Annotated in this window: 12 protein-coding genes; 5 read left to right on the top strand and 7 right to left on the bottom strand. The window is 28.7% G+C overall.

Annotated elements, in window-relative coordinates; genetic code table 11:
* The first annotated feature begins 70 nt into the window (after positions 1-70).
* Both dusB and rpoD read left to right on the top strand, forming a co-directional pair.
* Positions 71-1,024 carry a tRNA dihydrouridine synthase DusB gene (gene dusB / locus ECAJ_RS01650; protein ID WP_011304438.1) on the top strand — a complete coding sequence of 318 codons (954 nt, stop codon included), beginning with the start codon at positions 71-73 and terminating at the stop codon, positions 1,022-1,024.
* A gap of 143 nt (positions 1,025-1,167) precedes the next feature.
* Positions 1,168-3,036 carry an RNA polymerase sigma factor RpoD gene (rpoD, locus tag ECAJ_RS01645; RefSeq protein WP_011304437.1) on the top strand — a complete coding sequence of 623 codons (1,869 nt, stop codon included), beginning with the start codon at positions 1,168-1,170 and terminating at the stop codon, positions 3,034-3,036.
* Positions 3,037-4,530: 1,494 nt separating this feature from the next.
* On the opposite strand, the gene dnaG is transcribed toward rpoD, so the two are convergent.
* Both dnaG and ECAJ_RS01635 read right to left on the bottom strand, forming a co-directional pair.
* Positions 4,531-6,294, bottom strand: a complete 1,764-nt coding sequence (gene dnaG, locus ECAJ_RS01640) for a DNA primase (RefSeq protein ID WP_044262137.1) — start codon at positions 6,292-6,294, stop codon at positions 4,531-4,533.
* Positions 6,295-6,906: 612 nt separating this feature from the next.
* Positions 6,907-7,914: a class I SAM-dependent methyltransferase gene (locus ECAJ_RS01635; protein ID WP_011304435.1), complete on the bottom strand. Its 1,008-nt coding sequence runs from the start codon at positions 7,912-7,914 to the stop codon at positions 6,907-6,909.
* 70 nt (positions 7,915-7,984) lie between these two features.
* Here ECAJ_RS01635 and ECAJ_RS01630 point away from each other — a divergent pair, with 70 nt between their 5' ends.
* Positions 7,985-8,551: a hypothetical protein gene (locus ECAJ_RS01630; RefSeq protein WP_011304434.1), complete on the top strand. Its 567-nt coding sequence runs from the start codon at positions 7,985-7,987 to the stop codon at positions 8,549-8,551.
* Positions 8,552-8,555: 4 nt separating this feature from the next.
* Positions 8,556-8,825: a DUF2610 domain-containing protein gene (locus ECAJ_RS01625; RefSeq protein WP_011304433.1), complete on the top strand. Its 270-nt coding sequence runs from the start codon at positions 8,556-8,558 to the stop codon at positions 8,823-8,825.
* A gap of 865 nt (positions 8,826-9,690) precedes the next feature.
* Here the strand turns inward: ECAJ_RS01625 and ECAJ_RS01620 are convergent.
* Positions 9,691-10,665: a ribonucleotide-diphosphate reductase subunit beta gene (locus ECAJ_RS01620; protein ID WP_011304432.1), complete on the bottom strand. Its 975-nt coding sequence runs from the start codon at positions 10,663-10,665 to the stop codon at positions 9,691-9,693.
* Positions 10,666-10,988: 323 nt separating this feature from the next.
* Here ECAJ_RS01620 and ECAJ_RS01615 point away from each other — a divergent pair, with 323 nt between their 5' ends.
* Positions 10,989-13,511, top strand: a complete 2,523-nt coding sequence (locus tag ECAJ_RS01615) for a hypothetical protein (RefSeq protein ID WP_011304431.1) — start codon at positions 10,989-10,991, stop codon at positions 13,509-13,511.
* Positions 13,512-13,687: 176 nt separating this feature from the next.
* On the opposite strand, the gene ECAJ_RS05075 is transcribed toward ECAJ_RS01615, so the two are convergent.
* The 4 genes from ECAJ_RS05075 to ECAJ_RS01600 form a co-directional block, all read right to left on the bottom strand.
* Positions 13,688-13,858, bottom strand: a complete 171-nt coding sequence (locus ECAJ_RS05075; RefSeq protein ID WP_196792409.1) for a hypothetical protein — start codon at positions 13,856-13,858, stop codon at positions 13,688-13,690.
* 288 nt (positions 13,859-14,146) lie between these two features.
* Positions 14,147-14,278 (bottom strand): hypothetical protein, encoded by a 132-nt coding sequence (locus ECAJ_RS05110; protein WP_267892279.1) that lies wholly within the window; start codon positions 14,276-14,278, stop codon positions 14,147-14,149.
* A gap of 161 nt (positions 14,279-14,439) precedes the next feature.
* The gene (cysS, locus tag ECAJ_RS01605) at positions 14,440-15,819 is read right to left on the bottom strand and encodes a cysteine--tRNA ligase (RefSeq protein ID WP_011304430.1); all 1,380 of its coding nucleotides are present in this window, start codon (positions 15,817-15,819) and stop codon (positions 14,440-14,442) included.
* Positions 15,816-16,445: an exopolysaccharide biosynthesis protein gene (locus tag ECAJ_RS01600; protein ID WP_011304429.1), complete on the bottom strand. Its 630-nt coding sequence runs from the start codon at positions 16,443-16,445 to the stop codon at positions 15,816-15,818. Before ECAJ_RS01600 ends, cysS begins: the two co-directional genes overlap by 4 nt.
* Positions 16,446-16,849: the final 404 nt, after the last annotated feature.

The raw sequence follows: 16,849 nt of genomic DNA, 5'->3' as shown, positions 1-16,849 counted from the left end.
AAGTATAAACATTGATAATAATCCTTATTTACACCACAATATAATAAATAAAAAAAAGATTATTAAACATATGGATATCAGACAATTCATATCAGAACATCCAGTAATATTAGCACCAATGTCTGGTGTAACTGATTTTCCATTTCGCTGCCTTGTAAAAAACATTGGAGCTGGATTATTAGTATCAGAAATGATAGCAAGTCGTGCAATGATCATACAAACAAAACAAAGTCTACAAAAATCACAAATTCAAGCTAATACCGCTGTACAATTAGCTGGGTGTGATCCAGCAATAATGGCAGAAGCTGCAAAACTCAATGAAGACATGGGTGCAAAAATTATAGATATAAACTTTGGCTGTCCCGTTAAGAAAGTAGTTAATAGCTATGCTGGCTCAGCACTAATGAAAGATGAAATTACAGCTGCAAAAATCCTAGAATCTGTAGTAAAAGCAGTAAAAATTCCAGTAACATTGAAAATGCGTACTGGATGGGACAATAACAATCTAAATTCACCAAAATTAGCTAAAATTGCTGAAGAAAGTGGAATAAAAATGATAACAATACATGGTAGAACAAGAACACAAATGTTTAATGGAAAAGCAGACTGGAAATTCATCAGCAATATCAAGAAATGCGTAAAAATCCCTGTCATAGCTAATGGAGATATAAAAAACCTAGATGATATAAAAACATCATTAGAAGAATCACAAGCAGATGGAGTCATGATAGGAAGAGGAGCATACGGTAAACCATGGTTTATTAATCAAGCTTTGCATTTTATAAAATCAGGCATAATTTTACCTGAACCATCACCATCAGAAAAACTACAAATTATAACAAACCATTATGACCACATGATAGAATATTACGGAAAAGATATAGGAGTTAAAATATCAAAAAAACACATAAGTTGGTATAGTGCTTCTCTAGATAATTCAGCAGAATTTAGATCTCAAGTAAATCGATCAAATGATAACAGCTTTATCAGAGATAAAATTATAGATTTTTTTTCACAAAACTGATATTCTACATCAGAAATTTTTTAAACAATAAATAAATTTTTAATGATCATTTTAATATATGTATATAATAAAGTTTTATAATTGACAATAAGTTTATAGTATGATACCAGTTCAAGTTTGTCGTTTCTCAATATTTATTAGTTATGAAAGATCTACAAACAGATAAAGAATTGCTCAAAACACTTGTAAGTAAGGGGCTAAAACAAGGCTTTGTTACATTCAACGATATCAACGATGTTTTCTCTGATTATGTATTATCAGCTGATAATATAGATGAAACCATATCAATGCTTCAAGATTCAGGCATTAATGTTCTCGAACAAAGTGATGAAGATGAAGCAAATAGCATAGTAGAAGAAAATAGAATAAAAGAAGACTTAGATGAAGATGATGTATCAGATGGAGGTATAAAATCTTGGGATTTTGGGCAAACGGATGATCCTATACGCATGTATCTATGTGAAATGAGTTCAGTTGAATTACTCTCTCGTGAAGGAGAAATTGAAATTGCAAAAAAAATAAAATCAGAAAAAGTAAATATGCTAAGGTCATTAGTAGAATCTCCAGTAGTACTGCGTACATTCATGTCATGGAGAGATGACTTAGTAAATGAACAAATAATGTTAAGAGATCTAATAGATTTAGATGCAAATTACAGATATGAATTCCCAGAAAAATTTGCCGATGCTGATGAAGCTAGTGTTTTAGATTACGATAAAGATTTAATAGATGAATCTGATGAAGATACAGACATTTCAGAAGATGACGATGAAGAAAATGTTTCAATAAACGCTTCAATATTGGAAATGGAAAATGCATTACTGCCTAAAGTTGTAAGTATTTTAGATTCAGTAATTGCATCAGCAGAAAAAATTTTAGAACTCAAGAAACAGTATCAAGGCAAAATTAATCAAGACATTGAAAAACAATACAACGATCTACATGATAGTATATGGGAAATGATATATCAAATTAAACTCAGTAATTCTGCAGTATTATCAATCACACAACAAATCTATAGTTTAAGCAAATCAATCGCAGCAGAAGAAGCTAAAATTATTTCCCTTGCTGAAAGTTATGGCATACAACGCAAAGATTTTCTAGATGCATACAATACTAACTCTGTACTACAAAAAAAAGGTACTTCTCCACAATGGAACAATCTACTAGCAAATGAGGAAAGTAACATAGTAAGTATGTATAGTAAAATTAAATTACTTTCTGGAGAGAACAACCTAACTGAATTTAAAGCACTAGTAACAAAAATACAAAAGCACGAACGTGCAGCAAATCAAGCAAAGCAAGAGATGATTAAGGCAAATCTAAGATTAGTAGTATCAATTGCAAAAAAATATTCAAACAGAGGCTTACAATTTCTAGATCTAGTACAAGAAGGAAATATTGGATTAATGAAAGCAGTAGATAAATTTGACTATAAGCGTGGATATAAATTTTCAACCTATGCAACGTGGTGGGTCAGGCAAGCAATTACCAGAGCAATAGCAGATCAAGCACGTACTATTAGAATTCCTGTACATATGATTGAAACTGTAAATAAAATTAACCGTACGTTAAGACAAATGCTACATGAAATGGGCAGAGAACCAACACTAGAAGAACTATCAGCAAAATTAAATATTAATGTAGATAAAATACGTAAGGTCATGAAAATAGTCAAAGATCCTGTAAGTTTAGAAAGTCCTATAGGAGATGATGATAGTAGTACATTTGGTGATTGCATAGAAGATAAACGCGCAGTAAAACCAGAAGATGCAGCAGTATTAGCAGATTTAAGAGAAATCACCACAAAGGTACTGTCAACATTAACACCAAAAGAAGAAAGAATTTTACGTATGAGGTTTGGAATAGGTAAAGGTGGAAAAGATCATACTCTAGAGGAGGTAGGAAAATTATTTAACGTAACAAGAGAACGTATACGACAAATTGAAGCAAAAGCTTTACGCAAATTACGTCATCCAAGCCGTGCAAGAAAGCTCAGAGGGTTCTTTTAATACTTATTAAACATTCGTTGAAAATTCACATAAAAACTAGATTATTCTTTCCTACACATACTAATAATACAATAAAGAAACTTTGTACATCTGTATGTTAAGATAATCTAAACATAAGTAAAAATTTTACTAAATTACGCTATCCACTCTAAGAAAGTTTATAATGTTTTCTAATGTCTATAATGAACCAATACCCAAAGTCAAATGTTAGGATAACAATGCATTAAAAAAATGACATCAGATATGTGTGTACATAATAATTATTATACAACATCTCAAATAGTTCTTTTAATATTCAAAAACCACAAGTCTAAATATTACTGTAGAAATGCATATAAAAACTATACCTGTATTTTTTATAATATCAGTACAATAAACAGCACATGCGTAGAATTAAAATAATATGCACTACAAACAAACGAAACTCTACTAAATTATGTAATACTAGCATTAAAAAAATCCAAGAACGTTCTCATAATACTCATTAAAGTATTATTTTGAGAAAAAATACAAAAAAACTACAACAGATGAGTAACCCTAATAGTATTACATACTAACAATACTTCACACAGTTGTATAATAAGAGCACTTTTCATCAAGAACAAACATTCTTCATTAAATACTAGTGTGAAAATGCACATAAAAATTATATTAGTGTTTTTTCTAAACATACTAATACAATAAAAAATCTTGTATTATATGCAATGGAAGAATATATACTACAAACATGAGTAAAAACTTGATATAAATTATGTGAGATAAGTACTCCAAAAAATGTAAGAATGTTTCTATAACATTCACTAATACATTAGCATTGAAAATAAAATTTTAGAATACATTAAAAAATTATCATAGATATCTAAATTTATCATGAACACGTACTACACATAATTTTTATACAACAGTTTAAATAGTGATTCTAATATCCACAAAATCATAAGCTTTCATCAAGCACTAGCGTAAAAATGCATACAAAATTACTGCAAAATTTTCTTTATATATTTATTTCACAGCAAAAAATGATTAATAAGAAGAATATAAACAATTAACTGGAATCAAGACAACTATAAAATAACAGAATAGTTTAATACATTATTGATACCTTTATAGTAACTGAAGTAAACATAAATTAACGTGACACATACACCAGAAATATTCACTTTTCAACAATTTATAATTCAATCCTTACATAAGTTACTATATACAGTAACATATAATAATGGAAATAAGAGAATATAATATACGAAATAAAATATTCACAACTAATACAAAAAAACCTACAACTATTTCAATTTAATAAATAAACATTAATTATAATATCTACACAAATTCAAAAACAATACACACATAAGTATTCTCAATTTAACACTAATACAACTTTCTAGATTAGTTATATTTGGTATTTTGAATAATTTAAACATATAAACATGATAAATTTACTATAATAATAACACAGAATTTAAGTTTTTTTACAAACTGACAAATAATAACTTTTTAGTAATTCCATAACTCTCTTAATCTACTATCTATTTCTTGTGCTTGATTAGATAATTTTTCAGCAAGATCCCTTTTACCATGCAATCTCAAATCTAAAATTTCTGCCTGAATACATTGCAAGTTATCTAAAAGCATTATTTTTTCTATCTCTTTTTTTGCAATATCTATATTATGTGCTCTATTTTGTATTGACATAAAACTAGATGCAGATATTTTGCTTGATATAAAATCTATCACGCCCTCTAAATTACTTTTCTTTAATTCTAAAAGTAACATCTCCTTAGACATTACATGGTCACATAAAGTAACTTTTATATTAATAATATTCTGTTGCAGTTTATACACATTTTTATTCTTTATATTAAATTTAGAAAATTGATCAAAAATAATAGGATCATCCAGCAACTCTGGAAATTCCATGATGACATACATCACTCTTAATTGATTATATTCTTCTAATAAAAATTCATCATTTACATACTTTAATTTGTTAGATGCACGATTTATTGAATGATTAGCTAAAGGTTTACTTTCGTTTCTTCTATACTGTAAATCACGAATTTGAGAATAAAAATATTTCTTATAGTATTTTGCAATATTACCATCACCAATCTGATCAAGATAATGTTTAATTCTTGCTTCTAATACCACACACTGTTCAGGCATAACAGAGCTTTTATCAGTACTAATCTTAGCAAGCTCATAATCCCAGATGAACTCTGATAGCAATTTTGCACTATCCAATAAAGAATTTACACTATCAACACCACCATTTATACAAACATCATAAGGATCCATTCCTGTAAAAACATCAACAAATTTGACAACACATCCAGGTTTAATTAAAGATAATGCTAGTAATGCAGATTTAATAGAAGACATCTTCCCAGCAACATCTCCATCCATCCAGATTATTATTTCAGAAGTTATTTCCCACAAATACATCAAATGTTCAGAAGTCATTGATGTCCCTAATAACCCAACTACATTACAAACTCCTATTTGATGCAGCATTAGAACATCCATATATCCTTCTACTACTATAATTTTTCCTTGTTTTTTTACTTCACGTACAGCAAAATGCGATGCATATAGATTCTCTCTCTTTTGAAAGAAAACATTTCCCCTAGAATTCAAGTACTTAGGACTTTGCGCATCAACAATTGATCTCCCACCAAAACCTATTGTGTCACCACTAGAATTACAAATAGGGAATATAATCCTGTTATAAAAATAATCCTGGTCTTGAGAATTCAATAATCCTACACTTCTAATGTCATTTATATTAAACCCCTGAGATAATAAGTACTTACTCAAACCATATGCCGGCGCATAACCTAACCTAAATTTTTTTACTGTATCACTAAAAATTTTACGACTTTTTATATACTCTATTGCTACACGATTAGCAAACAATTGTTTTTCAAACCATAATGTTGCAGCATCTAACAGAGGAATTAAACTTGATTTTTTACTAGTACTCTTTGGCAAGTCAATACTATACATCTCAGCAAGGTAATCTACTGCACCTTTAAAATCTAAAGCATTAATATCAGAAGTAAACTGTATAACATCACCATTAGCACCACAACCAAAGCAGTAATATAATCCTTTTTCATCACTTACAGTGAAAGATGGTGTTTTCTCACCATGAAATGGGCACAATCCAATAACACTATTACCTCTCTTAGTTAGTTTAACTCTTTGTCCAACAACGTCAGATAACTTAACCTTACTTTTAATGATATCAACAACATTCATGTCATATGCTATAGACAAGTTTAATAATATTATTATGATTAAATGAACCATAACTCATGATATAATCATAAAAGGTTATTACAATTAAATCCAGTCCTATATCTCAAGTCTTAAAAAGCATTTATTTTTATTATTGAATAAAACTAAGTATAGTCACTTCTTAGAATGATATAACATGCTCTTGCTAACTAACGTTAGTATTTGAATAAGTAAATATTATATTCATATTTGCCATATGCTTAACAACACACTATAATAACAAAGAAACAGTACTCAAAATAATTACTACTAATATAACCCAAGTTAAACATCATGTATCAAACTTATGTAAAACTAGTAATTTATTTTATACTATTAATCAATAACATATGCTTGACCATTATATAAAACACAACTGTATTACATGAAAAATAACTACTGATGCTATCATAAAAAATAACATAAGATAGTATTAATGAATAAGTGATTTCTACTAACATTACCATGAACACAAAAATGCAAAAACATATAGAAATATATAAAGATCATTAAAATTACTTACTACCATCACTTGTGAAACACGTATTGCTGCATTAAACAAATAAACAATCTTACAAGTTACAGTTTTCTTAATTAAGAATTAATCAACAATACTTTAAACATACTACCCATATTTTCAGTCAATCTCAAAAAACCTGTTATTAAATTTTGTCTTTGCACTTCAGTTGCATTTTCAATAAGTATTCTTAGCCTTTCTTTAATACCAAAACTATATAAAAAATCTCTCTGATTCATAATAACTGAATCAAGAGTAGATAAACTATCACGTAGTACAGCAAAATTTACATGTGAAGTTATATCACTCTTTCCTATATTTTTAAGTAAATCATTATATTTATGACACTTTACAGACTGTATAGTACTTTTATATGGACAATTCACATATCCATAATCAATAATCACTGCTGCTCCACTATTTTGTAAAATTTTATTCTCTATATATTTAACTATAGATATAGCTTCATTACATGTTTCTACTACTGGTTTCTCAATATCACTTGATACCTCAAATCTCTCATCAACACTCTTATAAATAATCTTAAATTCATCATTTTCCAGTGTAACATACGTTTCATACCAAGTATTATCAAAATAAGTAAATTGCCTTATAGGTAAAGCATCAAAAAACTCATTAGCAATAATTAAGATAGGACAATCTGGAACATCACTTACATTTCTACACCAAAATACCTTCTCATTTTTTAAAATATCCCTTTGCACATTTTCTAAAACAGGACTTATTTCAACAAGATAAACACTCATTGCTGCATAACATTGTTCAAACCTTTTTAGAATTCTAATAACATCATTTATTAATGTTCCTCTACCAGGTCCTAATTCTACTACAACAAATTTAGATGGAGCACCAATCTTTTGCCAACTTAATAATACCCATAATGCTATAATTTCACCAAACAACTGAGATATTTCAGGAGCAGTAATAAAATCCCCATGCGCACCAAAAGGCATTTGTGTCATATAATAGCCATGATGCACGTCATAAAGAGCAACTTGCATAAATTGTTCTATTGAAATAGCACCACCAGAACTAAATATTACTTCCTTTAAATAAGAATACATAATTAATTAATGTATTATTTACATAATTATGATATAAAGAGTAGAGCGGATTGTAAATTTATTTAATATTATGATGTCATCTATCTTTCAAAAACAACTAAATGTACAGTTTTTAAACTATATAGGTGATGGCATCTGTAGCTTACACAGCATGCTGGCTGCCATTAAAGATAAATGCAATGCGCATAGCAGTCCAGACGTTAACATTTCTTTTACTATACAACATAAAGATAATGTAAGAAATTTAATAGATCAAGAATATGGTCACAATACAGTAACCAACCTGCTACATACATGTAATAATTCAAATATAACATTAATAGATGCATCAGAACAACCAATAACCAATGAAGAAATATTATCACAAGATAGTAGATATAGTTACAACACTATACCTCAAAATGATGTCACACAATATGATGAAGAAATTAGCTATGAAACAGCATATCATTTGCTATTAAACTTAGTTAATAATGATGTCAATTTATTTGAAGAGGTAATATCAATTGCAGAAGTTCTAGTGAGAGAAGGAGTTTTAGTTGCACCAGAATCTAAAATAAAAAAGAATATAGCTCAAATAATTTTACACAATATACAACATAAACAAAAAACTCAACATTCAGGTTACTTAAGGTAATAAGATGCCAGGAATAAAGAAATTTATTGTCCCATGTGATTTTAATGGACAGAGTTCTCCATTTGCAATATACATTGGAGAACCAAAACCAGAAAATCATCCTGTACAGCATCAAGATAATTGGTTATCCAAGGAACGCGGCGGTACTATACCAGAAAAAATTAAAGATAGTTTATCAAAATTATATGCATTAGCACAAAAAAATGGTATTTGTTTTGCAGATCTATGTGTATATGCTTTAACAGTTGCTGCACACAAAAATTCTAAAGATTAATGAATGCCACTACTTGATATTTTTAATGCAAAGATTTATCATTGGCAACTAAAGAGCACATTAAAATCACATTCACTAACATAAAAAAAGGCGTTTATTTGCAAATTACGTATGTATGATTTAATCACTACTCATTTATTAAACATATGAAGAATAATGAAGTACATTTTATAATGCTAACACCATAGAACTCAAAAAAATTCTTGTATAGAATTCTCAATTAAAATAATTTATACTAAACAGCATTGACATCTTACATGCATCCCACAAATATACTTTTACAGACAGTTTTAGTAATTGCATACAATACAATTAATATCTCAAAATCATCAAGCATTTTTAAAACTTAGTAACATAATAAAATACACATGATGTAAAAAAAACAACAAACTTAATTACCAATAGAAAAGCAAATATACTTACTAATAACACTTCAATATACACTTTTTAATAACACAAAATAAATTACTTTATGCTCTTGATTCTTATACATTTTGATAAATTTACTAATATTTTTAGAATGTATAGCACACTAAAATATGCTTGACTGTACAACATGATTAAGCAAAACAACAAGCTTTATATATAACTAAAAAATTAGAATTATCACACTTCATGCACTATTAAGCAAGTGCAGTTACTGCAAAATACTTATCAGTTTTTTATATTACTTATTATACCAAATCGATATAAACCTATACAGTAATCTCTTACTATGTATATCTTAATGAAATGACACAGAAACAATTATTGAACAGCATTTGGTATTTTCATTACTTGTTTTTCACAATAATAGACACAATCTATATCAGAGAAAATAAATAGAAATCTTCCATTAATAGTACTAGTACATTACCTAAGAATATCAGTTATCCTCAAATGCTTCTTCCCACGTTCCTTCCGTAGCAGCACGAGCATATTCTGTTACTCTATTTTCAAAAAAATTAGTATGCTCTACTCCATTTAAAATCTCATCTAACCACAATAAAGGATTTTTATTTGCATCATATATAGGTTCCAAATTTAATTGTAACAACCTTCTATTAGCAATATACCTAATATATTTTTTGACTTCTTTAGCAGATAAACCTTCAACATCTCCACATGCAAATGCTAAATTAATAAATTCATCTTCTAAGGATACAATAATTTTACAAGCTTCGTACAGCTCATGTTTTAATGAATCATCCCATATCTCATAATTCTCTTGAACAAAAGTATTAAACAACCTAATTATTGACTCAGTATGTAATGTTTCATCTCTTACAGACCAAGCTATAATTTGTCCCATACCTTTCATTTTTCCAAAACGTTGAAAATTCAATAAAATTGCAAACGAAGCAAATAACTGAAGTCCTTCTGTAAAAGCACCAAAAACTGCTAAAGTCTTTGCTACATGTCTTTTATCATTTTTTCTACATTCTTCAAACTTCTGCATATAATCATATTTTTTCTTCATGACCTCAAACTTTAAAAATGCTTGATACTCAATTTCAGGCATTCCAATAGTATCCAACAAATATGAATAAGCAGCTATATGTATAGTTTCCATATTTGAAAATGCAGCAAGCATCATACAGACTTCAGTAGGCTTAAAGATATTAGAATAATGTCTCATATAACAATTATTAACTTCAATATCAGCCTGAGTAAAAAAACGAAAAATTTGCACTAAAAGATTCTTCTCTTTTTCAGAAAGCACTGTTTTCCAATCTTGAACATCATCTGCAAGTGGCACTTCTTCAGGTAACCAGTGTATTCTTTGTTGACATAACCAAGCATCATATGCCCAAGGATAATTAAAAGGTTTATAAATTGGTCGAGAACTTAACAATGACATTTCAATTACTACCAAAATAACAATATCGGATTATAAACTAAACCCAGTGAGAACTATAACAACTATTTGATATAAAAATCAACTAAGATTTTTTATTAAAATATATAAATATTAAATATTCATATATGCTAAAAACAACACATATTCAGTAAAAAAGTATCTAATTAAAATATAAATTGTCTTAATAATAACACTATATATATTAGTTTTTTTATATATAGAATGATATTTTTTATTTAAAATATTAAAAAAATAATTTGCATATTAAATTATTTCTATCTATACATAATAATTCTAAATTTATTTAATTATTTATATAAATCATGCTAACAAGAGATCAACAAAGAGAAGCCATAGATAAAAGAAAGTTAAAACAGTATATAAAAGATACTGTATCAGAAAAGATTGATGATCCTCTTCTAGATATGACTAATATTACTCCATTATGTGTCACATTACTATTAGATGTTGAACCAGACTTCACTTTATTTAAAGAAAAAGTAATTGATATATTAAAAGAATATAATGACTTGATCGCAATACACTATTTACCAAAAGGGTTAACTATAGTTGATGATAGAACTTCAGAAATGTCATGGAATAGTGTGAAAGAATTACATAAATTATACCATAATCATCAACTATCAGTTGCAAGTAATGATGGTAGTAGTATTCTCACTAGACAAAAATTTAATCTTAGTCCTAACAAACAAGACATTATAATAGATAACAACTTAAAGTACAGAATTCAATATTACCTATTATCATCACTTATTGATCAATGCTTTGATACAGAAACTATAAAAACATATAGTGAAGAAGCATTATTCCTAACAGACAATACTAGAAAAAATATAATTCAGAAGCTAGGAGAAATACTTCATCATCATGTACAAAAAAAAACTTTTTCTTCATACGCAAAATATTTAAAAAATTTATATGAAATACAAGAATTATACTTTACAGAAAAAGGTTATGACCTATTAAGCACAACTCTACAACATATTACACTAAGAAAACTCAATATTACTCAACAAAACATGTCTTACACCTTTAGTCCTTTATTAGATAATGGATGTGATATCAATATAAACTGCAACATACCAGAATATGTAGATATATTCCTAGAAACAAGCGATATTACAATCTCTGGAACAGTATATGGTAACATTTTTAGTAAATACGGTAGTATTACTATTACTAATGCAAAAGAAGACTGTAGTAAAAATGTAGTCTCCATATTTGGAGTTGTAAGCATTAATGGTAAAATAATTAATCAAAAATTACCTAATGAATTAATTATTAATTCTAACTTTTGTACAAATATAAAACGAAGTTCAATAATAACTCGACAAACAAACCTCTGTCAAACTCCACAAACTATTTCATCATTTTCTTCAGAAGATTTTATTAATAACCAACATACAAATAATATAGATGCATTAAAAATAGAGCTCTTTAATGCAAAATTACAATATTATGCTATTATTGCATCTATAGAATGGCCTACCAAGCAACCTACATATAAAAATGCTGAATTGCTCTTCCAGGGTAAAATACAGTATACAGACATCATAGACAAACTATGTAATATAAACCAAAATACATTACCAAATATTAGGATTGACCATAGTATTAACCTACCTTTTCACAATGTATTCATAAAAGATAAAAAATTAATAATTGAAAAATTAAACAAATTCATAGGAGTTTATTTAACAACACGTACAAATAATGGTAAAGATTTCATAAAAAAATTTCATATAGATGAAATAGCAATACACAGTCAAACAGAATATGCACAACTAATACTTTATAATACAAATATAACTATATTTGGTAAATTTCAAGGTCTTATACATACACATACAGGAAATATTACAGTTATAGGAGAAATTAAAAAATCTAGGCTTACAACAAATACTGGACTCATTAGAATTAAGCCCAGTAATAGCAACGCCAACACAACCATAGCTAGTGATTCTTTAATCATTGCTAAATATGGCACAATAGAAATCACAGGTAAACACAACTATTGCTACATTAATGGTAATAAATTTATTACAAATCCAGATGAAACAAGTTCAGCAACAACATCACTTAATAAAACACACCCACAAACATCTACAAAAGCCATCACAAGTCAAAACAGCACTAAACATGCTATACCATTTTCCAAAAATACTATACACTATCTGAATCATGTAAACATCATTGATAATATAGAAGCAGAAAATAGGCTACCTATAACTTTTTTTGATTATGGCGCCACAACATTCATTCATGATGTACATATAAAAGACAAAAAATTAATCCTAAGAAACCTAAATAACAACATAGCACTTCACCTAACAAATATTACATCTAACGGTACAAATCTCAAATCTAAATTTGGTGTCAACGAAGTAGTAATATACAGTGATGCTATAGAACATGCATATTTAATATTTCATGATACAGATGTAACCATAATTGGTAGTTTTTTCGGAATATTGCATACGAATAGGGGTAATATTAAAATTAATGGAGAAATCAAGAAGCTATCAAAAATTAGTACAAATGCTGGATCAATTGAAATCACAGGAAAAGTTAACAAAGCAGAAATCACAGCAAACACTGGATCAATTGAAATAAAACCTCACTCTAACGATCTCACAACAGAAGTAGCAATCAATAGTCCATTAACCGCTAAATATGGCACAGTGAAAATCACAGGTATACATTCTAGATGTCGCATTGATGGCAATCATGTAATCACAACCCAACCAAGCAGCTGCATTCCTCACTCATGTCTGCAAAAACTTTCAGTAATACTTCCTTATTTAGCAGATCCATTGTTATTATGAGCATATGAAATAAAACCTACACACTCATTCAACAACCCACTCACTGCTAAGTATAGCAGCGTGAAAATTTGCAGGTATATATTCTAATGTCGCATTGATGGCAATCATGTAATCACAACCCAACCAAGTAGCTGCATTCCTCACTCATGTCTTCAAAAACTTTCAGTAATACTTCCTTATTTAGCAGATCCATTGTTATTATGAGCATATGAAATAAAACCTACACACTCATTCAACAACCCACTCACTGCTAAGTATAGCAGCGTGAAAATTTGCAGGTATATATTCAATGTCGCACTGATAGTAATCACATAATCACAACCCAACCAAGTAGCTGCATTCCTCACTCATGTCTTCAAAAACTTTCAGTAATACTTCCTTATTTAGCAGATCCATTGTTACTATGAGCATATGAAATAAAACCTACACACTCATTCAACAACCCACTCACTGCTAAGTACAGCAGCGTGAAAATCACAGGTATACATTCTAGATGTCGCATTGATGGCAATCATGTAATCACAACCCAACCAAGCAGCTGCATTCCTCACTCATGTCTTCAAAAACTTTCAGTAATACTTCCTTATTTAGCAGATCCATTGTTATTATGAGCACATGAAATAAAACCTACACACTCATTCAACAACCCACTCACTGCTAAGTACAGCAGCGTGAAAATTTGAAGGTATATATTCTAATGTCGCACTGATAGTAATCACATAATCACAACCCAACCAAGTATCTGTATCCCACCATTCATGTTTCAAACTTAATACTCCTATTACTTGACAGACCTACTGTTACCACCATTATCATGCTAGTATTACACCACTGTTATAAATTAACTAATTAATCCTTAACTTTTTTATGAATGCTTAAATTTATAGAATATACTTCTAATGCAAATAAACAATGTCAACATACTATGTTATTTTTTATACCAATGCGTAGTTCCATCTTTATTATCAGAAAGTACTATTCCTTTACTTAACAAAAGTTGTCGTATATCATCTGCCTTTTTAAAATCATTATTTGCTCTTGCTATCCTTCTTTCATCTATTAACTTATCAATCTCCTGATCATTTTCATTAACTCTAAACCAATCTTGCCAAGAATGCTGCAAAATACCAAGAAAATTTGCAGTTTTAATAAGAGTTTTAGCCAAAGATGTTTTTTTCATAACATCAGATGTCTTATTAATCTCTGTAACCATTTCATGTAATACTGAAATAGCTTTTGGAGTATTAATATCATCTTTTAAACAATCAACAACATCACTAGATAATTCAACATCATCATCCAACGATAAGTCAACATTTACAGAACTTAAAGCAGTATACATACGGTTAAGTGATTCTTGAGCACTAACTAATGTCATATTAAACCAATCTAAAGGTTTTCTATAATGAGTATTCAATAAAACATACCTTATCAATTCTCCTTTAACCCCAGACTCTAATAGCTGCCTTACTGTTAAAACATTCCCCAAAGATTTACTCATTTTCTCACCATTAACTGTGAGAAATCCATTATGAATCCAATACTTAGCGTAATAGCTACCGGGAAATGCACAACAACTTTGAGCTATTTCATTTTCATGGTGAGGAAATTGCAAATCCGCACCACCACCATGAATATCAAAATTTTCACTCAAATAACAATAACTCATAGCTGAACATTCTATATGCCAACCTGGTCTACCTAATCCCCAAGGACTAGGCCAGCAACTCATTAATTTATTATCTACTTCAGTTGCAGGCTTCCACAAAACAAAATCCCCTGGATGTTTTTTACCTAACTCTATATCCACCCTACTACCATAAATCAGTTCTTTAATATTACGCTTAGATAACTGACCATATGAAGGATAAGATTCTACATTAAAAAACACAGTAGCATTATCAACATATGCATGACCATGATCTATGAGTTTTTGTATTAAATTTATCATAACATTTATATTATCTGTCGCTTTTGGCTCATAAGTAGGTTCCAAACAATTCAGCATCTTCATATCTTCATGGAACGCTTTTATGTAAACCGAAGTAACTTCACATATATTTTGTCCATTACTTTGTGCAACGTTAATAATCTTATCATCAATATCAGTAATATTTCTCACATAAGTTACACTAGGATATAGTAATTTCAGTAACCTAAACAGTACATCATATATAACTATTGACCTAGCATTTCCAATATGCACAAAATTATAGACAGTAGGACCACAAACATAGACCTTGATATTATCAACATTCAAAGGAATAAAAGGTTCTTTAATGCCAGTTAAAGTATTATATATGATCATGTAAATTTCGATAAAAAAGAAAACATACTCACAACAAGTTTAGGACCTAGAATAATTACCATAGTAGTAACAACAATACCAAATAATGATAGCAATACTCCAAGAATAACCATCATACCATCTTTATTCAATAGACCCAAAGACATAATTGACACACCACCAGCTGGAATAAAATTTGTCAACGGCAAAGGAATAGCTATTGACACAGCACACAAAAGAGAAATAAACGCTATAACTTTTTCACCAACACTATTAAATATAAACAATAAGCGAGGTTTTGTAAGTTTTTCTGCTTTTCTTAATATAGGAGCAGTTTTCTCAATAATCAAAGCTAAAGTTGTACGTTTAAAAGACTTTTTTTCCAACCAACTAGGCATCCAAGGTACTTGAAAGCCTAATAACATTTGAAATGCAAACATAAGTAAAGGAATTGAAAATATTGTTGTATACCCTGGAGGAACAGGCAAAGGAATAGAAAGCGGCAATGAAAACAACAACATTAATATTCCAAAACCACGAGCATGAAGTGCAGACTTCAACTCAAATAATGTAATTCTATCTACATCAGTGTTATTTGTAACTTCCTCTAATAGATCTGAAACTGCTTTATTTTTTTCTTGTGACATATCTTATAAACTCATTTCAAAAACTATATAACAACATTCTTAAGAAGAAATAACACGTATAGTTAACAAGACGTACAGCCAGTAACACTTATCTTACTAATCATAAATCTATAAAGTAGTAAAATATTACTTAACAACTTTTCTGATATCTTTTTAATCAATATGTACATAACTGCATTCTTAAGAAAGAATAACACCTAAGCTAATACACATTACAGTTATAATAATAATCAAGCAACATTCTTATATAATTTATTATAATTCCATTCGCAATAAAAAAGTTAGATTAAAATGTAGTATATCCAAATCATTTTAAATATATATAGTATTTAATATTAATTTATAAATTCTTTACTTCACATTACAACATTATATTTAAATTTTTTATAACTTATATACCAATA

It is taken from the genome of Ehrlichia canis str. Jake (assembly GCF_000012565.1).
GTDB classification, from domain to species: domain Bacteria; phylum Pseudomonadota; class Alphaproteobacteria; order Rickettsiales; family Anaplasmataceae; genus Ehrlichia; species Ehrlichia canis.
This window is presented reverse-complemented; position numbering and strand designations above follow the sequence as displayed.